Source organism: Pseudomonas sp. ok272 (assembly GCF_900109995.1).
Classification (GTDB): domain Bacteria; phylum Pseudomonadota; class Gammaproteobacteria; order Pseudomonadales; family Pseudomonadaceae; genus Aquipseudomonas.
In genome coordinates this window covers 43,239-64,558 of record NZ_FOCB01000004.1, presented here as the reverse complement: position 1 = coordinate 64,558, position 21,320 = coordinate 43,239, and the positions used below count along the sequence as shown (strand labels likewise).

The window sequence follows — 21,320 nt, the reverse complement described above, 5'->3', positions numbered from 1 at the left end:
ACCCATGGAATACCTTTTACAACTTGCTGCAAGCCCCACTGCCTGGGTCGCCCTGGCTACCCTGATCGTCATGGAGATTGTGCTCGGCATCGATAACCTGATCTTCATCTCGATCCTGACCAACAAGCTGCCCGAACAGCACCGGGCCAAGGCCCGCCGGATCGGGATCAGCATGGCGCTTATCCTGCGCCTGGGCTTGTTGAGCACGATCGCGTTCATCGTGCAACTGACGGCGCCGGTGATCGAGTTGTTCGGCCATGCGTTCTCATGGAAAGACATGATTCTGATCGCCGGTGGCCTGTTCCTGTTGTGGAAGGCGACCAACGAGATTCACCACAGCATGGACCCGTCGCCCGATGATCCGCTGTCGAAAACCTCCAATGTGAGCCTGGGTTTTGCTGCGGCGATCGGTCAGATCCTGATGCTAGACCTGGTGTTCTCCATCGACAGCATCATCACCGCTGTTGGCATGACCGAGCATTTGCCGATCATGATCATCGCGGTCGTGGTGTCGGTGCTGGTGATGCTGCTGGCGGCCGAGCCTCTGGCCAAGTTCATCAACGATAACCCGACGGTGGTCATGTTGGCCTTGGGCTTCCTGATCATGATCGGCATGACGCTGATCGCCGAAGGGTTTGGCGCCCATGTACCGAAAGGCTACGTCTACGCCGCCATGGCGTTCTCGGCAGCGATTGAAGTGTTGAACATGCTGTCGCGCCGGGCCAAGCAGAAGAAGGCCGCCGGCCAGGCTTGATCTTGATCGGTAGGTAGCACGAGACGGTCGTTGGCACTCGAAAGGGGGCCGGCGGCCGTTTTTGTTTCAGGGGTGGTTGAATGCCGGCGTCGTCAATGGGCGGAGGCGGGGTGAGCGGCAGGCTTTTCGCTTTCAACCGCTGCATGGGGCGGCTTGTATGAAGGATGGTGCCGGCGAGTGATACGCAGGACGCCCCACAACATGGCGGCCGCAACGGCCAGCCAGCCTGTTACCAGCATCAGAATTATCGTTGTCAGGCTCATCAGTGCCTCCTCTTTGCCCTGCATCGGGCTCACACTTCTCGCAGGTCTGAGTCTAGACGCTGGTGTGTTGCAGTCCATTGACCAATAGTCGCGAGTCTCCAATTCCTTCGCTCTATCGCAGGCCCACAACTGCCGTTAAAGGCTATAGCGCTGCTATGATCACGGTCCGATCCGGGCGATCTCGGTGCCTGGTACCTGAACAGTGAGTAACGATGTTGCCGGTATTCCCTCGATTTCGCTTTGCCTTGCTGGCTGCGGCCTGTGTCTTGAGCCTGGCCGGTTGTGCCGGGGGCGTGTCGCCGCACATCCAGCGCCTGCCTGAGCGAGTGGAACTCAGTGGTACGTTCTATCGTGGCGAGTCCTATCAGAGCGGGCCGCAAACCCTGGCCAGCCTGCTGTCGCAGCAAGGTGTGGTGATCACGCCGGGGTTGCTCGACAAGCCCCTGCATTTACCGGGCGCCGAGGCTCAGCTACAGCAGAACATGCAGAAGTTGGCGCGTGAGTATGGGATGGTGGTGTATCCGCTGGACAGCAATCTGCCGGCACTGTTGACCCAGGTGGCGGCAGGTTATCCGGTGCTGCTGCGCTTCACCGAGGGGTCGGCGTTCTGGAAGGGGCCGCGCTACGCCATCCTCTCAGGCTACAACCGCGACAAGCAGACGGTGTTGCTGCGCGCGGGCATGAACCGCCGTTTATTGATGGACTTCAAGTCATTCGAGTCTGCGTTCGAGAGTGCTGGAGGGTGGGCGGTATTGATTCAGGCGCCGACGCAGCTGCCAGCCAATGTCGACCGTCAACGTTGGCTCAAGGCGGCCAATGACCTGGCCCAGGCTGGGCAGGAGGAGGCGGCCGCCAGGGCGACCAAGGCCTTGGGCGGCCACTAGCTAAAACGGCGCCACGAGGCGCCGTTATCGATCAAGGCCCGGACATCTGTCGCGGGCCTTTTTCATGGGTTACTGGCTGGCCTGAGCCACACCGGTCTGACGGCTTTTCAGGTTCTTTTCGGCCTTGTAGCGCAGGGCGGCATCGGGGACTGAGGTGCTCTTGCCGGTCTCCACCCACTGGCGGATCCGGCTGGCGTCGGCGAAGTGGGTGTACTTGCCGAAGGCGTCGAGAATGACCAGTGACACTGGGCGATCCCCCATGCGGGTCACCAGTACCAGGCAGTGGCCGGCTTGATTGGTGAAGCCGGTCTTGGTCAGTTGGATATCCCAATTGGCTTTTTTGACCAGGTGATCGGTGTTGTGAAAGCCCAGGGTGTAGTTGGGTTTGCGGAACGCCACGGTTTTTTCCTTGGTGGTGCTCAGCTCACTCAGCATCGGGTACTTGCGTGCGGCCTGCAGCAATTTGCTCAGGTCGCGGGCAGTCGATACGTTGTGAATCGACAGGCCGGTGGGCTCGACATAGCGGGTGCTGGTCATGCCCAGGGCCTTGGCCTTGGCGTTCATGGCGGCGATGAAGGCCCCATAGCCTCCTGGATAGTGATGGGCCAGGCTGGCGGCGGCGCGGTTTTCCGAGGACATCAGGGTGATCAGCAGCATGTCCTTGCGCGACAGCTCGCTATTGAGCTTGACCCGGGAGAACACGCCTTTCATTTCCGGTGTGTCGCTGATCGACACGGAAATGTATTCGTCCATGTTCTGTTTGGCGTCCAGAACAATCATCCCGGTCATCAGTTTGGTCACTGAGGCGATGGGCACAATCACGTCCGGGTTGCTGGCGTAGATGACTTTGTTGTTCTGCAGGTCGATCAGCATCGCGCTGCCGGAGGCAATCTGCAGGGTTGTAGGGGTACGAGGAGCCGCAGTGGTTTCACGGGCGTCGACGCTCGACGTGATGATGGTGCCTGAAAATGCGAAGAAGAGGCTCAGGATAGAAAGACGGATTTTCACGCGAGTGGACTCGAAAAATGTGGGTATGCCGTTTTGCAACGGGATTTATCCTAAAAAGCGTTACATTTTATGAGCGTAGCTGAGGAACTGTCGAATATTCTTCGAGTGGCAGCCTAAACCTATTGTTTTTAGTAAAAAAACGGCAGTTTTCGACGAGCAGTTTGTGTTTGCCAGCTTGATGCCGCGCCTGAAACAAGAAACCCCGCCAGAGGGCGGGGTTTCTTGGTCGCGACGCTACCGTTAGTCGTGCAGGGTTTCTGCTGCGTAGAGTGTGTTCTCCAGCAGGCAGGCGCGGGTCATCGGGCCAACACCGCCCGGTACCGGGGTGATCCAGCCGGCGCGGGGTAGGGCGGTCTCGTAGACCACATCGCCGACCAGCTTGCCGTCGTCCTGGCGGTTGATGCCGACGTCGATGACGATGGCGCCTTCCTTGATCCATTCGCCTTTGACCAGGCCGGGTTTGCCAGCGGCGACCACCACCAGGTCGGCACGGCCTACGTGGCCAGCCAGGTCTTTGGTGAAGCGATGGGTGACGGTCACAGTGCAGCCGGCCAGCAACAACTCCATCGCCATTGGGCGACCGACGATGTTGGAGGCGCCGACGATGACGGCGTCCATCCCGTACAGGTCGGCACCGGTGCTTTCCAGCAGGGCCATGATGCCTTTAGGCGTGCACGGGCGCAGCAGTGGAATGCGTTGGGCCAGGCGCCCGACGTTGTAGGGATGGAAACCGTCGACGTCTTTGTCCGGGCGAATGCGCTCCAACAGCTTGGAGGCGTCCAGATGGGCCGGCAGTGGCAGTTGCAGCAGGACGCCATCGATATTCGGGTCGTCATTGAGACGGTCGATCAAGTCGGTCAGGTCTTGCTGGCTGGTGTCGGCAGGCAGGTCATAGGCTTGGGAAAGAAAGCCGACCTCTTCACAGTCTTTACGCTTGTGCGAGACATAAACCTGGGAGGCGGGATCGCTGCCGACCAGGATCACCGCGAGGCCGGGCGTGCGCAGACCTTGCTGGCGACGTTCGGCGACACGTTTGGCGATCTGCTGGCGCAGGCTGGCGGCGATTGATTTGCCGTCGATTAGTTGTGCAGTCATTGCGCGTGATTAACCATCGAGAGGGGGAAGAAAAGAGCGCGTATTCTCGCATGCCAGGGCGCGAGGGCAAAGGCGCTTGGTCTGCAAATTCCCCTAAGCCCTTTAATTAAATGAATTTTTTATAAAAAGGATTTGACGACCTTCGGGGGGCTCTATACTATTCGTCGCACTTGTCGGGCACAGCCTAGCACTGGTTAAGAAGGTTGAGTGGGATTACGGTCCTGTGAGGCTGGAAAGCACTTAGTTTGTAGTCCTCCAAGAGTACAGATTAATAAGGCGCCCGTAGCTCAGCTGGATAGAGCATCCGCCTTCTAAGCGGATGGTCGCAGGTTCGAGTCCTGCCGGGTGCGCCATTAGGCAGCTTTGGCACAAGTAGCGCGATATGGTGGGCGTAGCTCAGTTGGTAGAGCACGGGATTGTGACTCCCGTTGTCGAGGGTTCGATCCCCTTCGTCCACCCCATATTTAGAAAAGGCGCCAGATTAACAGTCTGGCGCCTTTGCTTTAAAAGTTTGAAGCGGATGTGGTGGAATTGGTAGACACACTGGATTTAGGTTCCAGCGCCGCAAGGTGTAAGAGTTCGAGTCTCTTCATCCGCACCAAATAAAGCTCCACTCACGCCGGTTGGTTTGGCTGGAGCTCAGCAAAGAAGTGGTTTGGTTTCTTTGTGACGCAATATGGTGGGCGTAGCTCAGTTGGTAGAGCACGGGATTGTGACTCCCGTTGTCGTGGGTTCGATCCCCATCGTCCACCCCATATTTAGAAAAGGCGCCAGATTTAACAGTCTGGCGCCTTTTTTGTTTCTAGAGATTGGAGTGTCCGGCGGCTGCAGGTTGTGGGTCGCTGGGGTTGGCGTTTCGTCGTGTTTTTGTTTCTCGATGATGCCGCGCCGGCCACCGGCCTTGTTCGCAAGATCGGCTGTCAGGGAGATGCTGGCAACTTCTTCTATATAAGAAGGGTTGGCGCAGAGCCCTGGCGTGATTGGCTGTATTTGCTCTCATGGCGAGGCTCAACCCTTTGTCCCCGCCGATAAATTGCCTGCTGCGTTTTTACCCGTTTTGAGTAGGGTGACTTCTTGAGTTTGACCCACTAGAATGCATGCCCTTGATTCTGGGGTCGGAAACGGCCGGCTAACGTCTGTGCAACGAGGAATATCCATGCAAGTTTCTGTTGAAAATACTTCTGCTCTTGAGCGCCGCATGAGCATCACCGTGCCAGCTGAGCGCATTGAGACTCAAGTCAACAAGCGTCTGCAGCAGACTGCCCAAAAGGCCAAGATTGCAGGCTTCCGTCCTGGCAAGGTGCCGATGAGCGTGATCCGTCAGCGTTATGAAGCTGATGCGCGCCAGGAAGCTGTAGGTGACGTGATCCAGGCTTCTTTCTACGAAGCGGTCGTTGAGCAAAAGCTGAACCCGGCTGGCCAGCCTTCGGTAGAGCCGAAAGTGCTGGAGAAAGGCAAGGATCTGGAATACATCGCGACGTTCGAAGTGTTCCCTGAGTTCACGGTTGCTGGTTTCGACACGATCGCTGTCGAGCGCCTCAGCGCTGACGTGACCGATGCCGATCTGGACAAAATGCTCGACATCCTGCGCAAGCAGAACGTTCGTTTTGAAACCGTTGAGCGTGCCGCTCAGAACGACGACCAACTGAACATCGATTTCGTTGGCAAGGTTGACGGTGAAGTATTCGCCGGTGGTTCCGCCAAGGGTACCCAGTTGGTTCTGGGTTCCGGCCGCATGATCCCGGGTTTCGAAGATGGCCTGGTTGGCGCCAAGGCGGGCGAAGAGCGCGTTCTGAACCTGACCTTCCCAGCTGACTATCAAAACCTCGACCTGGCTGGCAAGGCTGCCGAGTTCACCGTTACGGTGAACAGCGTCTCCGAGCCGAAGCTGCCTGAGCTGACCGAAGAGTTCTTCGCTCAGTTTGGTATCAAGGAAACAGGTATCGAAGGTTTCCGCGCCGAAGTTCGTAAGAACATGGAGCGTGAGCTGCGTCAGGCGATCAAGTCCAAGGTCAAGAACCAAGTCATGGACGGCCTGCTGGCGGCCAACCCGATCGACGTGCCAAAGGCCCTGATCGAGAACGAAGTGAACCGTCTGCGCGTCCAGGCTGTTCAGCAGTTTGGTGGCAACATCAAGCCTGATCAGCTGCCAGCCGAGCTGTTCGAAGAACAAGCCAAGCGCCGCGTTGTGTTGGGTCTGGTCGTGGCTGAAGTGGTCAAGCAGTTTGACCTCAAGCCTGACGAAACCCGCGTTCGCGAGCTGATCCAGGAAATGGCTTCGGCCTACCAGGAGCCAGAGCAAGTTGTATCCTGGTACTACAAAAACGACCAGCAGCTGAACGAAGTCCGTTCGGTTGTGCTGGAAGAGCAAGTTGTGGATACTGTTCTGCAGAAAGCTAGCGTGACCGACAAATCGGTCTCTTACGAAGAAGCAGTCAAGCCGGTAGAAGCTCCACAAGCCGACTGATTGTTTTAGCGTTAGAAGCACACACCATAAGCCAGCTTTCGAGCTGGCTTATGCGTATTCAAGACATAACTATTTGGGAGTGACTGCAGAGCATGTTCCGTAATTCGTATATTCAGCAGAACTCTGATATCCAGGCCGCAGGCGGCCTGGTCCCGATGGTTGTCGAGCAATCCGCTCGTGGCGAGCGCGCCTACGATATCTATTCGCGCCTTCTCAAGGAGCGAGTGATTTTTCTGGTTGGTCCGGTAGAGGACTACATGGCCAACCTGATCTGTGCGCAATTGCTGTTCCTTGAAGCGGAAAACCCGGACAAGGACATCCATCTCTATATCAACTCCCCTGGCGGTTCGGTGACAGCGGGCATGTCGATCTACGACACCATGCAGTTCATCAAGCCCAACGTGTCGACCACCTGTATCGGCCAGGCCTGCAGCATGGGCGCGTTTTTGCTGACTGCCGGTGCTCCTGGCAAGCGTTACTGCCTGCCGAACTCGCGTGTGATGATTCACCAGCCATTGGGCGGTTTCCAGGGGCAGGCGTCGGATATCGAAATCCATGCCAAGGAAATCCTGTTCATTCGCGAACGTCTCAACACGTTGATGGCCAAGCATAGCGGGCACACGCTTGAAGAAATCGAGCGTGACACCAACCGCGATAACTTTATGAGTGCAGAAGCCGCACGTGAGTACGGGTTGATCGATGAAGTGATCAGCCAGCGTCCTGCTTAAAATAAGCAGCTCAAAATAGGGTTGGTTGGCTGGTCTGGTCACCTGCGGGCTTGAAAAAGCCCGCAATAGCCTTCATCTTGTGTTGCAAGCCTATCGGATTTGGATCGAACGAATGACTGACACCCGCAACGGCGAGGACAACGGCAAGCTGCTCTATTGCTCCTTCTGTGGCAAAAGCCAGCATGAAGTGCGCAAATTGATTGCCGGCCCCTCGGTCTTTATCTGCGACGAGTGCGTCGACCTGTGCAACGACATCATCCGCGAGGAGGTGCAGGAAGCACAGGCCGAAAGCAGCGCGCATAAATTGCCTTCGCCTAAAGAAATCAGCGGCATCCTTGATCAGTACGTAATTGGTCAGGAGCGTGCGAAAAAAGTTTTGGCCGTAGCGGTATACAACCACTACAAGCGCCTCAACCAGCGTGACAAAAAGAATGACGACGTCGAACTTGGCAAGAGCAACATCTTGCTGATCGGCCCAACAGGCTCGGGTAAAACCCTGCTTGCCGAGACACTGGCTCGTTTGCTGAATGTGCCTTTCACCATCGCCGACGCAACCACCCTCACTGAGGCGGGCTACGTAGGTGAAGATGTTGAAAACATCATTCAGAAGTTGTTGCAGAAGTGCGACTACGACGTAGAGAAAGCTCAGATGGGCATTGTCTACATCGACGAAATCGACAAGATTTCGCGCAAGTCCGACAACCCGTCGATCACTCGGGACGTTTCCGGTGAAGGCGTGCAACAAGCTCTGCTCAAGTTGATCGAAGGCACGGTCGCTTCCGTTCCACCTCAAGGTGGTCGCAAGCACCCGCAGCAGGAATTCCTTCAGGTCGACACCCGTAACATCCTGTTCATCTGTGGTGGTGCGTTCTCCGGTCTGGAAAAGGTGATTCAAAACCGTTCCACCAAGGGCGGCATCGGTTTCAACGCAGAAGTTCGCAGCAAGGAAGAAGGCAAGAAGGTGGGTGAATCCCTGCGTGAAGTCGAGCCTGACGATCTGGTCAAGTTCGGTTTGATCCCGGAATTCGTCGGTCGTCTACCCGTGCTGGCGACGCTGGACGAGCTCGACGAGGCTGCGTTGATGCAGATCCTTACCGAGCCAAAAAATGCTCTGACCAAACAGTATGCCAAGCTGTTCGAAATGGAAGGTGTCGATTTGGAGTTCCGCGCCGACGCCCTCAAGTCGGTCGCCAAGCGCGCACTGGAACGCAAAACCGGTGCTCGTGGACTGCGCTCGATCCTCGAAGGCGTACTGCTCGACACGATGTACGAAATCCCCTCGCAGTCCGAGGTGAGTAAAGTCGTGATCGACGAAAGCGTCATAGAAGGCAAGTCCAAGCCACTGTATATCTACGAAAACAGTGAGCCGGCTGCCAAGGCAGCGCCAGACGCGTAAGCGTCGCACTGCTGGATTAAAGAAGGGGCCTTCGGGCCCCTTTGCTTTTGTAGGACCGGCGGTAGGTTACGGTCGTTCAAGCGGTTTTTTAATCAGCTTGTTTTTTTCCAAAGTAGCCCCCATCTTGGTTTCAAGCTTACTTCCATCTGTTTACGGCCTTATGGCCGCCGTAGAGGCGAAATCATGAAGACAACCATCGAATTGCCTCTCCTGCCATTGCGTGATGTTGTGGTTTATCCGCACATGGTTATCCCGCTGTTCGTGGGGCGCGAGAAATCTATCGAAGCCCTCGAGGCCGCGATGACGGGCGACAAGCAGATCCTTCTGCTGGCCCAGAGAAACCCTGCCGACGACGATCCCGGTGAAGATGCCCTGTATCGAGTCGGTACGATCGCTACGGTCCTGCAACTGCTCAAACTACCTGATGGCACGGTCAAGGTGCTGGTCGAGGGCGAGCAGCGCGGTGCTGTCGAGCGCTTTATTGAGGTTGACGGCCATTGCCGCGCCGAAGTGTCGTTGATTGAAGAAGTCGACGCACCAGAGCGCGAGTCCGAGGTGTTTGTACGCAGCTTGCTGTCGCAGTTCGAGCAATACGTTCAACTGGGCAAGAAGGTGCCTGCCGAAGTCCTGTCCTCGCTCAATAGCATCGATGAGCCTGGCCGCCTGGTCGATACCATGGCAGCGCATATGGCGCTGAAGATCGAGCAGAAGCAGGAGATCCTCGAGATCCTCGAGCTGTCGGCTCGGGTCGAGCACGTCCTGGCGTTGCTCGATGCCGAAATCGATCTGCTTCAAGTTGAAAAACGTATTCGCGGTCGCGTTAAAAAGCAGATGGAACGCAGCCAGCGCGAGTACTACCTGAATGAGCAGATGAAGGCTATTCAGAAAGAATTGGGCGACAGCGAAGAAGGCCACAACGAAGTCGAGGAGCTGAAGAAGCGCATCGATGCCGCTGGCCTGCCAAAGGATGCGCTGGCCAAGGCCACGTCGGAGTTGAACAAGCTCAAGCAAATGTCGCCAATGTCCGCCGAGGCGACCGTTGTGCGCACCTACATCGACTGGCTGGTCCAGGTGCCGTGGAAGGCCCAGAGCAAGGTTCGACTGGACCTTGCGCGCGCAGAAGACATTCTCGACGCCGACCACTATGGCCTGGAAGAGGTCAAAGAGCGGATTCTCGAATACCTCGCCGTGCAAAAGCGCGTCAAGAAGATCCGCGGGCCGGTTTTGTGCCTGGTCGGCCCTCCAGGCGTGGGTAAAACCTCCCTGGCCGAGTCGATTGCCCATGCAACTAACCGTAAATTTGTACGCATGGCCCTGGGTGGTGTGCGTGATGAAGCGGAAATTCGTGGTCATCGCCGGACGTACATCGGTTCGATGCCAGGAAGATTGATTCAAAAGATGACAAAGGTTGGCGTGCGCAACCCGCTGTTCCTGCTCGACGAGATCGACAAAATGGGCAGCGACATGCGCGGCGATCCCGCGTCGGCGTTGCTTGAGGTCCTCGACCCCGAGCAGAATCACAATTTCAACGATCACTATCTGGAAGTCGACTACGACTTGTCCGATGTGATGTTCCTCTGCACCTCGAACTCGATGAATATTCCGCCGGCGCTACTGGACCGGATGGAAGTGATCCGGCTGCCGGGCTATACCGAAGACGAGAAAATCAACATCGCCGTGAAGTACCTTTCGCCTAAGCAGATTCAGGCCAACGGTTTGAAAAAGGGCGAGCTGGAATTCGAGGCTGAAGCGATTCGCGACATCATCCGCTACTACACCCGCGAAGCGGGCGTACGTGGCCTGGAGCGCCAGATTGCCAAGGTTTGCCGCAAGACGGTCAAGGAGCATGCGTTGGAAAAACGCTTCTCGGTGACCGTGACGGCTGACATGCTCGAGCACTTCCTGGGTGTGCGTAAGTTCCGCTACGGCCTGGCCGAGCAGCAGGATCAGGTCGGTCAAGTGACGGGGCTGGCCTGGACGCAAGTGGGCGGCGAGTTGCTGACGATTGAGGCGGCAGTGGTGCCGGGCAAGGGGCAACTGATCAAGACGGGTTCGCTGGGCGATGTCATGGTCGAATCGATCACGGCGGCGTTGACGGTCGTACGCAGTCGCGCGAAGAGCCTGGGGATCCCGGTGGACTTCCATGAGAAGCGCGACACCCATATCCATATGCCTGAAGGGGCTACGCCCAAAGACGGTCCTAGCGCCGGTGTAGGCATGTGCACGGCACTGGTGTCGGCACTGACCGGGATCCCAGTGCGGGCGGATGTCGCCATGACCGGTGAAATCACCTTGCGCGGCCAGGTCCTGGCGATCGGTGGCCTGAAGGAAAAACTGCTGGCCGCACACCGTGGCGGGATCAAGACAGTGATCATTCCTGAGGAGAACGTGCGCGATTTGAAGGAAATTCCTGACAACATCAAGCAAGATCTTCAGATTAAACCAGTTAAATGGATTGACGAGGTCCTGCAAATTGCGCTGCAATACGCGCCGGAGCCCTTGCCGGATGTGGTTCCCGAGATAGTTGCAAAGGATGAAAAACGCGAGTCTGACTCTAAGGAAAGAATTAGCACGCATTAGTACGCATTAGCCTGAGGGGCTTCCTTGACAGCTTTTTAGAGCCCTTGTTATAAAGCGGCTCATAAGTGTCTGTAGGCCATTCAGCATTAGTTTTTGCTTTTACCAAAAAACTTAGAATCATCTCAAAATAGATATAAGGGGACTTAGAGTGAACAAGTCGGAACTGATTGATGCTATCGCTGCATCCGCTGATATCCCGAAAGCCGCTGCTGGCCGTGCGCTGGACGCAGTTATCGAATCCGTCACTGGTGCTCTCAAGGCCGGCGACTCTGTAGTTCTGGTTGGTTTCGGCACGTTCTCCGTGACCGATCGTCCAGCTCGCGTTGGCCGTAACCCACAGACCGGTGACGCTCTGCAGATCGCAGCAGCCAAAAAACCAGGCTTCAAAGCCGGTAAAGCACTGAAAGAAGCTGTCAACTAAGCCTCACTCGGTTCTTTGCTCATCCGGGTCGGGGTCATGCCTGACCTGGCAGCGGAGCGGTAGTCCACTCGGCAACATGTCGATTAGAGACGCCGAGGCTCACACATTCGAGTCATCGGTCCGCTCCGCCAGTTACGAGAAGGCGCATCCTCGGATGCGCCTTTCTTCTATCCGGATTCTACCCACGCTCCACGGTTGCCTAATTTTGAAGTTCAACCGTTTCTGGGGGACGCATGCTGCAGAATATCAGGGACAATTCACAAGGCTGGATTGCCAAGACCATCATCGGGGTCATCGTTGCTCTGATGGCTTTGACCGGTTTCGACGCTATCTTCCAGGCCACCACTCATAAAAATGACGTGGCCAAGGTTAACGGCGAAGAGATCACTCAGAATGAGCTGAGCCAGGCGGTCGATATGCAACGCCGTCAGCTCATGCAACAGTTGGGCAAGGATTTCGACGCCTCCTTGCTGGATGAAACCATGTTGCGTGACGCCGCTCTCAAAGGGCTGATCGATCGCAAGCTGTTGCTGCAAGGCGCTGATAAATCGAAATTCGCTTTCTCTGAAGCGTCTTTGGACCAGGTGATCCTGCTCACGCCCGAGTTTCAGGTGGATGGCAAGTTCAGTCCTGAGCGTTTTGATCAGGTGGTCCGTCAGTTGGGTTACAGCCGTCTGCAGTTCCGCCAGATGCTGGCCCAGGAAATGTTGATCGGCCAACTGCGTGCAGGCCTTGCCGGCAGCGGTTTTGTCACCGATGCCCAGGTATTGGCTTTCGCCCGCCTGGAAAAACAGACTCGCGACTTCGCCACCCTCGGCGTCAAGGCCGACCCGGCGTCGGTCAAGCTGACCGATGAAGAGGTCAAGGCTTACTACGACGAGCACGCCAAGGAATTCATGACACCTGATCAGGTGGTCATCGATTACCTGGAATTGAAGAAGGCTTCCTTCTTTGATCAGGTTGCCGTCAAGGATGAAGACCTGCAGGCGGCCTATCAGAAGGAAATCGCGAACCTGGCCGAACAGCGTCGGGCCGCGCACATTCTGATCGAAGTCAACGACAAGATGACCGATGCCCAGGCCAAGACCAAGATCGAAGAGATCCAGGCACGCTTGGCCAAGGGTGAGAGTTTCGAAGCGCTGGCCAAGGAGTTCTCGCAGGATCCGGGTTCTGCCGCCAACGGCGGTGATCTGGGTTATGCAGGCCCTGGCGTCTACGACCCGACCTTTGAAACAGCACTGTACGCGCTGGGCAAAGACCAGGTGTCGGCACCGGTTCGTTCCACCTTCGGTTACCACTTGATCAAGCTGCTGGGCGTAGAGGCACCCGAGGTGCCAAGCTTTGCCAGCCTGAAAGACAAGTTGACCCGTGAGCTGAAAACCCAGCAGGTTGAGCAGCGTTTCGTCGAGGCGACCAAGCAACTGGAAGACTCGTCGTTCGAGGCCTCTGATCTGGCCCAGCCGGCAGCGGACTTGAAGCTCACCGTTCACACCTCCGCGCCATTTGGCCGTGAAGGTGGCGACGGTGTTGCCGCCAACCGCGCGGTGATCACGGCAGCGTTCAGTCAGGAAGTGTTGGATGAGGGTGCCAACAGCACCGCCATCGAACTCGACCCGGAAACCGTGATCGTGCTGCGTGCCAAAGAGCACCACAAGCCTGAGCAACTGCCGCTGGCCAGTGTCGAGACCGCCATTCGTGCTCAGTTGGTCAAGGAACACGCCAGTGCGGCCGCCAAGACCAAGGCTGAAGAGCTGATTGCCAACCTGCGTGACGGCAAGACTGCGATCAACAGCCTGAGCTGGAAAGCCACCGAGGGGGCAACCCGCTCCCATGAAGGTATCGACCCCGCCGTGCTGCAGGCCCTGTTCCGCATGCCTAAGCCGGCCGCCAAGGACAAGCCGACCTTCAGCAACGTCACCCTGCCGGATGGCAGCCTGGTGATCGTGCGCCTGGACAGCGTCAACGAAGCGGCTGCGCCAACGGATGAAGAGAAGGCCCAGTACCGTCGCTTCCTCGCTTCGCGTGTCGGCCAGCAAGACTTTGCTGCCTTCCGCAAGCAGTTGGAAAGCGAGGCAGACATCAAGCGTTATTGATGCCTGATTGACTTGCCAAGCAACCAATAGAGACCCCGGCCGCAAGGCTGGGGTCTTTTGTTTTGTGCCGCTTGAGCCTAGGCCATTAGGGTGTGCTCTGGCCGCACAGCAGAAACGTTGATCACCGGTGTGCGACTTTTTCCGGTAAACGATGGTCAGTAGACTGTACGGCTTGGCTGAGATTAATCCATGCGCGGTTGTGGGCTGATCTGTTGCACAATACGCCCCGGATCGTTTTCTTCAGGATGTTCAATGTTCAAATCATTCCCTGTACGTGCCGTCGGGCTGGTAGTGGTGCTGGCTGCCATAGCCGGTTGTTCGAAAGACCAGGCCATTTACGAGCATGAAAATTTCGACGACTCCGGGATGTTTTCACGCAAGTACCCGGTCACCGATATCGGCTCCTGCGAGGCTGCCCGCCGGGCATTGCTGAGCCAGGGCTACATCATCACCAGTTCCGATCCGAAGCTGATCAGTGGTCACAAGAGTTTCCAGCAAACGGGCGAAACCCACATGGAGATCAGCTTCAACGTGGTGTGTGCTGAGGACAGCAGCCATCACGCGACGATGTTTGCCAATGCCTTGTTGGATCGTTATGCGCTGAAGAAAACCAACAACTCCGCCAGCCTGGGTGTAGGCGTGCTGGGGTCGGTGTCGATGCCCATTGGCTCTTCCGATGATTCGATGGTCAAGGTCGCCAGTGAAACCGTTTCCTCCGGGAAGTTCTACGAGCGCTTCTTTGCACTGGTGGAATCGTTCCTGCCCCCGGAAGCGAAGAAAGCGGCGCATATCACCGACAAGCCCAAGACGGACCTTGGCGTACCCGAACCCAAGGTTGCTCCGGCAGCACCGGCACCGGCACCTGAACCTGCGACAACGCCTGCGGTTCCGGAACAACTCCCGGCGGCACACGAGCCAGTCACCGTCGAGCCGGCCCAGACCGTGCCTGCCGTCTCGGAGCCCGCCGCCCCGCAACAGCCAGTGCCCGTGTCCGAGACTGCGCCGATCACACCGGCACACGTCGATGAGGCCGCCGCCACGCCTGCGCAGGATGTCATCACGCCGGCGGTCAATCCAAGTTCCCTGCCACCTCCGACCGAGGCGATCCCGGCACTGCCAACGGCCGGTCAATAACTGGAGCTGAGTGCTGGGCGCTGCATCGCGTCGCCCAGTGCTCGTGTACACGTTCCCCCGTCCAGACGCTCGTTGATTCTCGTCAACATCCTCTGGGCAAGTCCCGTGATAAATTCCTGACCGCCTGCTACGTTTTATAAGCAGGCGCGTGAGTGTCTGCCCGCGTCATTTTTCCTTCATGCGGGGACTCTATGCTGTTGCCAAAGCGATGGGTGCAACGGCATTCAACTTTACTGACAGGGATTTGCTGATGGACGATTATCAAGAAGAACTGCTTGAGTACCAGGCCTTTGAGCTAGACCCACCGGAGCCCGCCGAGGACGCCACCGAGCTGTAACCGGGCACTAGGCCGATTGACGGTGAGTGCGGCGGAATTCACCCGGTGTCTGGCTGTTCCAGCGTTTGAAGGCGCGTTGAAAGGCTTCGGCCGAAGCAAAGCCCAGCAGGTAGGCGATTTCGCCAAAGGCCAGTTCCGTGTCACGGATATAGGTCATGGCCAGGTCGCGGCGGGTGTCGTTGAGGATGGCGCGAAATTGCGTGCCTTCTTCAGTCAGCTTGCGTCGCAAGGTCCAGGTCGGCAGTTTCAAGCGGGCCGCCACTTCTTCCAGGTCGGGCTCCCGACCACCATTGAGCAAGGGCCCCAGCAGGGCGGTGATGCGTTCGCGCAGGCTGCGGGTGCGGGTCAACTGCTCCAGCTCTCGTTCACACAGCGCCAGCAGCAGCTGCCAGGTACTTGGGCAATGCTCAGGGTTGCGTTGTGCCAGGCTGGATTGATCCAGGCGCAACTGATTGTGTTCGGCGCCGAACTGGATCGAACAATCACTCAGGTGCAGATAGCTGTCACGATACTCCGGCTCGGTGAACTCGATCTCGATGCGTTCGGCCCGCAGCGGTTGCGGGCTGAGGCTGGATAAGTGCGTTAGCCAGCCAGCGATGATCGAGTCCACCACGAAGCGGTTATAGGCGTTGTAAGGGCTGATGGAATAGAAGCGCAGCCAGGCGCCTTGGGCGTCTTCATGCAGGCTTGATTGGCCCCGGTAGTTGGAGCCATACAAGGCCTCAAACCGAATCAGGCAACGGGCGGCTTCGCGCACGGTGGGTGCTTGGGCGGCGGTGACACCGGCAAGTCCCAGTTGGCTGAGGCGGCTGAGTTGGCCCATGCGCACGCCCAGTGCCGGGTTGCCGGTCAGTTGGATCGCCGCATGCCCCAGGCGCATGTAGCGTGGGATCGACAATCGGGCACCCGCTTGCCCCAGCCGGGCGGCATCCAGGCCGTATTGTTCGAGCAAGGGTTGTGGGTCCAGGCCGTGGCTGCGTACCGCGTCCGCCAGGCTGTGGACGAAGCCAACGGACAGATCACCCAGGCGCATCGGTAATGGTTTCATGGGTTACAACCAGATGTTCAGCAAGCGTGCACCGCGCTCGGAGCTGTCGGCAAAGTGCTGGCCGTTGCGGCTTATAAAACTCTGGCCGGCACTGCTGCGATCCCAAAATTGCCCGCGCAGGAACACGCTGACGCCGGCTGTGGCCTGGCTTATGGGGGCCTGGCCGGTCAATGTCAGGTGCTGCCAGGCCTGGCCCTCGCTGAGTTCACCTGGCTTGAGGCCGATTTCACTCGGGGTGATGGATCCCAGGTAACCGCGCCACGGTTTGTCCCAGGTGCTGTGGCCCGGGATGAACGCGGGTACGGCAATCAACTGTGCGCCCTGTTCGTTGAGCTTGTGGTAGTTCTCGGGGGACCAGCTGTCGCTGCCGATGAGAATCCCCAGGCGTCCGGCAGGCGTGTCGATGACATTGATTGCACTGTCAGTACTTGGCCGCAGGACGCCAAACTCGTCCACGCGGGGGCTCAGTTGACGTTGGGGCTGGCCGATTGGCAGGCCATCGCGACCAAACACGACACTGGTGTTGTACAGCGACCCGCGCCCGGTTTTCAGGGCGCCATCGTTGACCCGAGGCGTGGGCAGCACGATGGTGCCGGCCACCAGGGTGACGTTGAATTCCTTGGCCAGCCCGCCGAACAGGGCCTGGTACTGCTCTGCCATGTCTTTGGCTTTCATGCGCAGGTGGGCATCGTCTACGCGGTTGCTGCCTTTGGCACCGATCAAGGCGCGCAAGAATGCCAGGGGATTGCTCACCGCCAGCCAGTTCATGGCTTCGTTCAGGCTGGCGGCCTGATACAGCTGGTCTTTCTCGCCACTGACCATCAACCAGGTACCGATATGTTCCGGCAGCACGACGATGGTTTTTTCGTTGAGCAGGTGCTGGTCGCGCGCCTGCTGCAAATACGCGGCGAGCTTGCGATGCAGGCGTTCCGGGCTTTGGTAGTCGGTGGGAAACAGCTCGGGCTGGATACCCAGCAGGTTGCCGCGCCCTGCGGGTACCCCTTGGTCGACGGCCAGCTTGATGCGCAGGTCGGACAGGTAGTAGCCCAGCGGCCGATCGATGGTCCACATCGCGTAGGTTGTCAGGGTGGCGAGCAAGGCCATGGAAAAGGTCAGGTACAGAAGTTTGCGCATGGGGGAACAGTCGGCGGTCGTATGCAGAGCACTAGGGTAGGCCCCGAGCCAGAGAATGCCAAGAGGTGCTGCACATTTGGATCAATAACTTGTCAGTTACGGTCATTGAGCGCTGGTGGGCCTGCTCTTAGTCTGTGGGCATAACCGATGGGCGCCCAAGAGCGCCCGCACTTTTTCCGTGATTGTTCGTTGTGGAGTTACCGATGGCCGCCGCTCACTACCCGCACCTGTTGGCCCCGCTGGACCTGGGTTTTACCACGCTGCGCAACCGCACCCTGATGGGCTCGATGCACACCGGTCTGGAAGAGAAGCCCGGTGGCTTCGAACGCATGGCGGCATATTTCGCCGAACGGGCTCGCGGTGGGGTTGGCTTGATGGTGACCGGTGGTATCGGCCCGAATGAAGAGGGTGGGGTGTATTCCGGTGCGGCCAAGCTGACCACCGAGGACGAAGCGCTCAAGCACCAGATCGTGACCCGTGCGGTGCACGAGGCGGGTGGCAAGATCTGCATGCAGATCCTCCATGCCGGGCGTTATGCCTACAGCCCCAAGCAGGTCGCCCCGAGTGCGATCCAGGCCCCGATCAATCCGTTCAAGCCCAAGGAGCTGGACGAGGAAGGTATCGAGAAACAGATCAGCGACTTTGTCACCTGCTCCGCCCTGGCTCAGAAGGCCGAGTACGACGGCGTGGAGATCATGGGCTCGGAAGGTTATTTCATTAACCAGTTCCTCGCCGCCCACACCAACCACCGTACTGACCGCTGGGGTGGCAGCTATGAAAACCGGATGCGCCTGCCGGTAGAGATCGTGCGCCGCGTGCGTGAAGCCGTAGGCCCGAACTTCATTATTATCTTCCGCCTGTCGATGCTCGACCTGGTGGAAGGCGGCAGCACCTGGGAAGAGATCGTGCAGTTGGCCAAGGCCATCGAACAGGCGGGTGCCACGATCATCAACACCGGGATTGGTTGGCACGAGGCGCGGATTCCGACCATCGCCACCAAGGTACCGCGCGGGGCGTTCAGTAAAGTCACCGCCAAGTTGCGCGGTTCGGTGGGTATCCCGTTGATCACCACCAACCGTATCAATACCCCGGAGGTGGCCGAGCGGATTCTGGCCGAGGGCGACGCGGACATGGTCTCCATGGCGCGGCCGTTCCTGGCCGATCCGGAGTTCGTCAACAAGGCGGCCGAAGGCCGTAGCGACGAAATCAACACCTGCATCGGCTGCAACCAGGCGTGCCTGGACCACACTTTCGGCGGCAAGCTGACCTCATGCCTGGTCAACCCGCGGGCGTGCCACGAAACCGAACTCAACTACCTGCCGGTGCAGCAGATCAAGAAGATCGCGGTGGTCGGTGCAGGTCCCGCCGGGCTGTCCGCGGCCACCGTGGCTGCCGAGCGCGGCCACCAGGTGACGCTGTTCGATTCGGCCAGTGAGATCGGCGGCCAGTTCAACATCGCCAAGCGCGTGCCGGGCAAGGAAGAGTTCTTTGAAACCCTGCGTTACTTCAAGCGCAAGTTGCAGACGAGCCATGTCGAGGTGTGCCTGAACACCCGGGTCGATGTGGCCCAACTGGTGGCTGGCGGCTACGACGAAGTGATCCTGGCCACGGGTATTGCGCCACGGTTGCCGGCCATTCCGGGCATCGACAATGCCAAGGTCTTGAGCTACCTGGACGTGATCCTGGAGCGCAAGCCGGTGGGCAAGAAAGTCGCGGTGATTGGCGCGGGGGGGATTGGCTTCGATGTGTCGGAGTTCCTCGTGCACGAAGGCGTCGCCACCAGTCAAGATCGTGATGCGTTCTGGAAGGAGTGGGGCATCGATACCCACCTTGAGGCGCGCGGCGGTGTGACCGGGATCAAGGCTGCGCCCCACGCGCCGGCCCGGGAAGTGTTCCTGCTGCAGCGTAAGAAAACCAAGGTCGGCGACGGCCTGGGCAAGACCACCGGCTGGATCCACCGCACGGGTCTGAAGAACAAGCAGGTGCAGATGCTCAACAGCGTCGAGTACCTGAAGATCGATGATGCCGGCCTGCACATTCGCATTGGCGAAGCCGGCGAGCCGCAGCTCCTGCCGGTGGACAACATCGTGATCTGCGCCGGCCAGGATCCGCTGCGCGAGCTGTACGACGGCCTGGTGGCTGCCGGGCAGAACGTGCACTTGATCGGTGGCGCGGACGTGGCGGCAGAGTTGGATGCCAAGCGCGCCATCAATCAGGGTTCGCGCCTGGCGGCTGAGTTGTAAGCCACATAGCCCCCCGTGTGGGAGCGAGGCCGGCAAGCCGGTCTCGTTCCCACACGGGATCTCAAGCGTCTAGAATGCGGGATTCTTCCCGCATATCCAGGCGCCAATGTCCTTCCCTCCCGTCAACGAGCTACCCCGGCCACCGCTCCAGCGTCTGCACCTCGACTGGCTCGAACGTGCCGGCGTCGAGGTGGCCGTGCTGCGCCTGGACCTGATCGACCCGCTGATCTCCGGCAACAAGTGGTTCAAGCTTGTCGAGCATCTCAACGCTGCTGGCGAAGCCGGGGCCGAAGGGGTGATCACCTTGGGCGGTGCCTGGTCCAATCATCTGCACGCGGTGGCGGCGGCCGGCAAGCGCTTTGGGTTTCCCACGGTGGGCCTGCTGCGCGGCCATCCCCAGGACACCGCGACCGTGGCCGACTTGCAGGCATTTGGCATGCGCCTGCACTGGTTGGGTTACGGCGGTTATCGGGCCCGGCACGCGCCGGGTTTCTGGTTGCCCTGGCGCGAACACTACCCGCATTTGTACCCGGTGCCGGAGGGCGGTGGCGGCGTGTTGGGCGCGCGCGGCTGCGGGCAATTGCTAGCGCTGGCCGCGGGTCAACTGAGCGCCTTGGGCTGGAGTGATCACGATGGCTGGTGGTTGGCCTGCGGCACCGGTACCACCCTGGCAGGGCTGGTGCTGGCTGAGGCGGGACGGCATCCGCTGTATGGGGTGTTGGCCGTGCCTGAGGATCACGGGGTGATGCAGCAGGTAGAAGGGATTCTGGCGCAAGGCGGGCAGCCCAACGTCGGCTTCGAGCTGTTCGATGGCAGCCGCGGTGGCTTTGCCAAGGTTGATCCGGCATTGCAGGCGTTCATCGACAGGACCGAGCACGCCGCTGGCGTGCCGCTGGAACCGCTGTACACCGCCAAGGCGCTGCTGATGCTCAAGCAGCAGGTCGAGGCCGGACGCTTTGCCCGGGGCTCGCGCTTGATCTTTGTCCACACCGGCGGCCTACAGGGCCGCCGGGGCTTTCCCGCGATCAGTCAGGGCTGATGCGCTTGGGCATCATCCGCAGCAGGGTGTTATCGCGCACCACATAGTGGTGATACAGCCCGGCCAGGGCGTGCAGGCCAATCAGCCAGTAGCCGATCGTACCGCCCAGGACGTGCCAGCCTTCGAGTTGCTTGGCCAGCTCTTTGTTTTCGTCGATCAGCAGCGGCAGGTCGATGCCGTAGAACATCACCTGGTGACCTTCGGCGCTGGTGATCAGCCAGCCGAGAATCGGCATGATGATCATGAAAAGGTACAAGGCCCAGTGCATCAGGCGCGCCAGCACGGTTTGCCAGGCGGGCGAGGCCGGGAAGATCTTCGGCGCCTTGCCCAGGCTGCGGGCAAACAGGCGCAGCCACACCAGCACAAACACCGTGAGGCCGAGCATGAAGTGCGCTTCCTTGATCAGGGTCCGGCCGCCACTGCCTTTGGGAAAGATCCCGCGCAGTTCGATGCAGGCAAAAACCACCGCCAGCAGGACCAGCATCAACCAGTGCAAGGTGATTGATACGGTGCTGTAGCGTGATTCGGAGTTCTTCCAGGGCATACGGTAATCCTCACAGTCAGGTCACAAACCTCCGTTCTTGAGTGTCGGAGTGGGTTAACTGTAATCCTGTTTGCGTGGCTTTGCCTGAGGTGTGTCAGGCTTTTGTGCCGTGCGCGGTGGTTGAGGTGGCGCAAATCAGGCACGAACGGTAC

At 58.7% G+C, this 21,320-nt stretch carries 18 protein-coding genes and 5 tRNA genes; 17 read left to right on the top strand and 6 right to left on the bottom strand.

Annotation, left to right across the window (positions count from 1 at the left end):
• Nucleotides 1–4: 4 nt before the first annotated feature.
• On the top strand, nucleotides 5–754 hold the full coding sequence (locus BMW74_RS08125; protein WP_093416328.1) for a TerC family protein: 750 nt from the start codon (nucleotides 5–7) through the stop codon (nucleotides 752–754).
• A 92-nt stretch (nucleotides 755–846) separates the two neighbouring features.
• Here the strand turns inward: BMW74_RS08125 and BMW74_RS25195 are convergent, their stop codons facing one another.
• Nucleotides 847–1,017: a hypothetical protein gene (locus BMW74_RS25195; protein ID WP_175479175.1), complete on the bottom strand. Its 171-nt coding sequence runs from the start codon at nucleotides 1,015–1,017 to the stop codon at nucleotides 847–849.
• Between the two features lie 212 nt (nucleotides 1,018–1,229).
• On the opposite strand from BMW74_RS25195, the gene BMW74_RS08120 reads away from it, so the two are divergent.
• Nucleotides 1,230–1,901 (top strand): peptidase C39 family protein, encoded by a 672-nt coding sequence (locus tag BMW74_RS08120; RefSeq protein ID WP_093416325.1) that lies wholly within the window; start codon nucleotides 1,230–1,232, stop codon nucleotides 1,899–1,901.
• A gap of 69 nt (nucleotides 1,902–1,970) precedes the next feature.
• On the opposite strand, the gene pbpG is transcribed toward BMW74_RS08120, so the two are convergent.
• Together pbpG and folD are read right to left on the bottom strand one after the other, a co-directional pair.
• Complete coding sequence (gene pbpG, locus BMW74_RS08115) at nucleotides 1,971–2,909, bottom strand: D-alanyl-D-alanine endopeptidase (protein WP_093416322.1); 939 nt, start codon at nucleotides 2,907–2,909, stop codon at nucleotides 1,971–1,973.
• 240 nt (nucleotides 2,910–3,149) lie between these two features.
• A complete protein-coding gene (gene folD, locus BMW74_RS08110) occupies nucleotides 3,150–4,004 on the bottom strand; it encodes a bifunctional methylenetetrahydrofolate dehydrogenase/methenyltetrahydrofolate cyclohydrolase FolD (protein ID WP_093416319.1) in 855 nt (284 codons plus the stop codon).
• Nucleotides 4,005–4,280: 276 nt separating this feature from the next.
• Here folD and BMW74_RS08105 point away from each other — a divergent pair.
• The 13 genes from BMW74_RS08105 (at nucleotide 4,281) to BMW74_RS24680 (ending at nucleotide 15,160) form a co-directional block, all read left to right on the top strand.
• A tRNA-Arg gene (locus BMW74_RS08105) sits at nucleotides 4,281–4,357 on the top strand.
• Between the two features lie 32 nt (nucleotides 4,358–4,389).
• Nucleotides 4,390–4,465, top strand: a tRNA-His gene (locus BMW74_RS08100).
• A gap of 55 nt (nucleotides 4,466–4,520) precedes the next feature.
• Nucleotides 4,521–4,605 (top strand) — tRNA-Leu (locus tag BMW74_RS08095).
• Between the two features lie 78 nt (nucleotides 4,606–4,683).
• Nucleotides 4,684–4,759: transfer RNA gene (locus tag BMW74_RS08090), tRNA-His, on the top strand.
• 401 nt (nucleotides 4,760–5,160) lie between these two features.
• The gene (tig, locus tag BMW74_RS08085) at nucleotides 5,161–6,471 is read left to right on the top strand and encodes a trigger factor (RefSeq protein WP_093416315.1); all 1,311 of its coding nucleotides are present in this window, start codon (nucleotides 5,161–5,163) and stop codon (nucleotides 6,469–6,471) included.
• 92 nt (nucleotides 6,472–6,563) lie between these two features.
• Entirely contained in the window at nucleotides 6,564–7,199 is a 636-nt protein-coding gene (gene clpP, locus BMW74_RS08080) for an ATP-dependent Clp endopeptidase proteolytic subunit ClpP (protein ID WP_046047575.1), read from the top strand.
• A 112-nt stretch (nucleotides 7,200–7,311) separates the two neighbouring features.
• Nucleotides 7,312–8,595 (top strand): ATP-dependent Clp protease ATP-binding subunit ClpX, encoded by a 1,284-nt coding sequence (gene clpX / locus BMW74_RS08075; RefSeq protein ID WP_007946893.1) that lies wholly within the window; start codon nucleotides 7,312–7,314, stop codon nucleotides 8,593–8,595.
• 183 nt (nucleotides 8,596–8,778) lie between these two features.
• Entirely contained in the window at nucleotides 8,779–11,175 is a 2,397-nt protein-coding gene (lon, locus tag BMW74_RS08070; RefSeq protein ID WP_093416312.1) for an endopeptidase La, read from the top strand.
• 148 nt (nucleotides 11,176–11,323) lie between these two features.
• Nucleotides 11,324–11,596 carry an HU family DNA-binding protein gene (locus BMW74_RS08065; RefSeq protein WP_093416309.1) on the top strand — a complete coding sequence of 91 codons (273 nt, stop codon included), beginning with the start codon at nucleotides 11,324–11,326 and terminating at the stop codon, nucleotides 11,594–11,596.
• A gap of 53 nt (nucleotides 11,597–11,649) precedes the next feature.
• Nucleotides 11,650–11,727, top strand: a tRNA-OTHER gene (locus tag BMW74_RS25190).
• A 102-nt stretch (nucleotides 11,728–11,829) separates the two neighbouring features.
• On the top strand, nucleotides 11,830–13,689 hold the full coding sequence (locus BMW74_RS08060) for a SurA N-terminal domain-containing protein (protein WP_093416306.1): 1,860 nt from the start codon (nucleotides 11,830–11,832) through the stop codon (nucleotides 13,687–13,689).
• Nucleotides 13,690–13,941: 252 nt separating this feature from the next.
• Nucleotides 13,942–14,823: a DUF2242 domain-containing protein gene (locus tag BMW74_RS08055; RefSeq protein ID WP_093416303.1), complete on the top strand. Its 882-nt coding sequence runs from the start codon at nucleotides 13,942–13,944 to the stop codon at nucleotides 14,821–14,823.
• Between the two features lie 148 nt (nucleotides 14,824–14,971).
• A complete protein-coding gene (locus BMW74_RS24680; RefSeq protein ID WP_139208380.1) occupies nucleotides 14,972–15,160 on the top strand; it encodes a hypothetical protein in 189 nt (62 codons plus the stop codon).
• 7 nt (nucleotides 15,161–15,167) lie between these two features.
• Here the strand turns inward: BMW74_RS24680 and BMW74_RS08050 are convergent, their stop codons facing one another.
• Nucleotides 15,168–16,208, bottom strand: a complete 1,041-nt coding sequence (locus tag BMW74_RS08050; RefSeq protein WP_093416300.1) for an AraC family transcriptional regulator — start codon at nucleotides 16,206–16,208, stop codon at nucleotides 15,168–15,170.
• Between the two features lie 3 nt (nucleotides 16,209–16,211).
• Nucleotides 16,212–17,342: a nitrilase-related carbon-nitrogen hydrolase gene (locus tag BMW74_RS08045; protein ID WP_093416295.1), complete on the bottom strand. Its 1,131-nt coding sequence runs from the start codon at nucleotides 17,340–17,342 to the stop codon at nucleotides 16,212–16,214.
• 203 nt (nucleotides 17,343–17,545) lie between these two features.
• Here BMW74_RS08045 and BMW74_RS08040 point away from each other — a divergent pair, with 203 nt between their 5' ends.
• Complete coding sequence (locus tag BMW74_RS08040; RefSeq protein WP_093416290.1) at nucleotides 17,546–19,585, top strand: NADPH-dependent 2,4-dienoyl-CoA reductase; 2,040 nt, start codon at nucleotides 17,546–17,548, stop codon at nucleotides 19,583–19,585.
• Between the two features lie 106 nt (nucleotides 19,586–19,691).
• Nucleotides 19,692–20,624: a 1-aminocyclopropane-1-carboxylate deaminase/D-cysteine desulfhydrase gene (locus BMW74_RS08035; protein ID WP_093416285.1), complete on the top strand. Its 933-nt coding sequence runs from the start codon at nucleotides 19,692–19,694 to the stop codon at nucleotides 20,622–20,624.
• Here BMW74_RS08035 and BMW74_RS08030 read toward each other — a convergent pair.
• Nucleotides 20,611–21,168, bottom strand: coding sequence for a cytochrome b (locus BMW74_RS08030; RefSeq protein ID WP_093416281.1), 558 nt, complete (start codon nucleotides 21,166–21,168; stop codon nucleotides 20,611–20,613). The genes BMW74_RS08035 and BMW74_RS08030 overlap by 14 nt on opposite strands.
• Nucleotides 21,169–21,320: the final 152 nt, after the last annotated feature.

Coding starts and splice junctions, on each gene's coding strand:
- BMW74_RS08125 (WP_093416328.1), top strand. CDS start 5: ATGGAATACCTTTTACAACTTGCTGCAAGCCCCACTGCCTGGGTCGCC.
- BMW74_RS25195 (WP_175479175.1), bottom strand. CDS start 1,017: ATGAGCCTGACAACGATAATTCTGATGCTGGTAACAGGCTGGCTGGCC.
- BMW74_RS08120 (WP_093416325.1), top strand. CDS start 1,230: ATGTTGCCGGTATTCCCTCGATTTCGCTTTGCCTTGCTGGCTGCGGCC.
- folD (WP_093416319.1), bottom strand. CDS start 4,004: ATGACTGCACAACTAATCGACGGCAAATCAATCGCCGCCAGCCTGCGC.
- tig (WP_093416315.1), top strand. CDS start 5,161: ATGCAAGTTTCTGTTGAAAATACTTCTGCTCTTGAGCGCCGCATGAGC.
- clpP (WP_046047575.1), top strand. CDS start 6,564: ATGTTCCGTAATTCGTATATTCAGCAGAACTCTGATATCCAGGCCGCA.
- clpX (WP_007946893.1), top strand. CDS start 7,312: ATGACTGACACCCGCAACGGCGAGGACAACGGCAAGCTGCTCTATTGC.
- lon (WP_093416312.1), top strand. CDS start 8,779: ATGAAGACAACCATCGAATTGCCTCTCCTGCCATTGCGTGATGTTGTG.
- BMW74_RS08060 (WP_093416306.1), top strand. CDS start 11,830: ATGCTGCAGAATATCAGGGACAATTCACAAGGCTGGATTGCCAAGACC.
- BMW74_RS08055 (WP_093416303.1), top strand. CDS start 13,942: ATGTTCAAATCATTCCCTGTACGTGCCGTCGGGCTGGTAGTGGTGCTG.
- BMW74_RS08050 (WP_093416300.1), bottom strand. CDS start 16,208: ATGAAACCATTACCGATGCGCCTGGGTGATCTGTCCGTTGGCTTCGTC.
- BMW74_RS08045 (WP_093416295.1), bottom strand. CDS start 17,342: ATGCGCAAACTTCTGTACCTGACCTTTTCCATGGCCTTGCTCGCCACC.
- BMW74_RS08040 (WP_093416290.1), top strand. CDS start 17,546: ATGGCCGCCGCTCACTACCCGCACCTGTTGGCCCCGCTGGACCTGGGT.
- BMW74_RS08035 (WP_093416285.1), top strand. CDS start 19,692: ATGTCCTTCCCTCCCGTCAACGAGCTACCCCGGCCACCGCTCCAGCGT.
- BMW74_RS08030 (WP_093416281.1), bottom strand. CDS start 21,168: ATGCCCTGGAAGAACTCCGAATCACGCTACAGCACCGTATCAATCACC.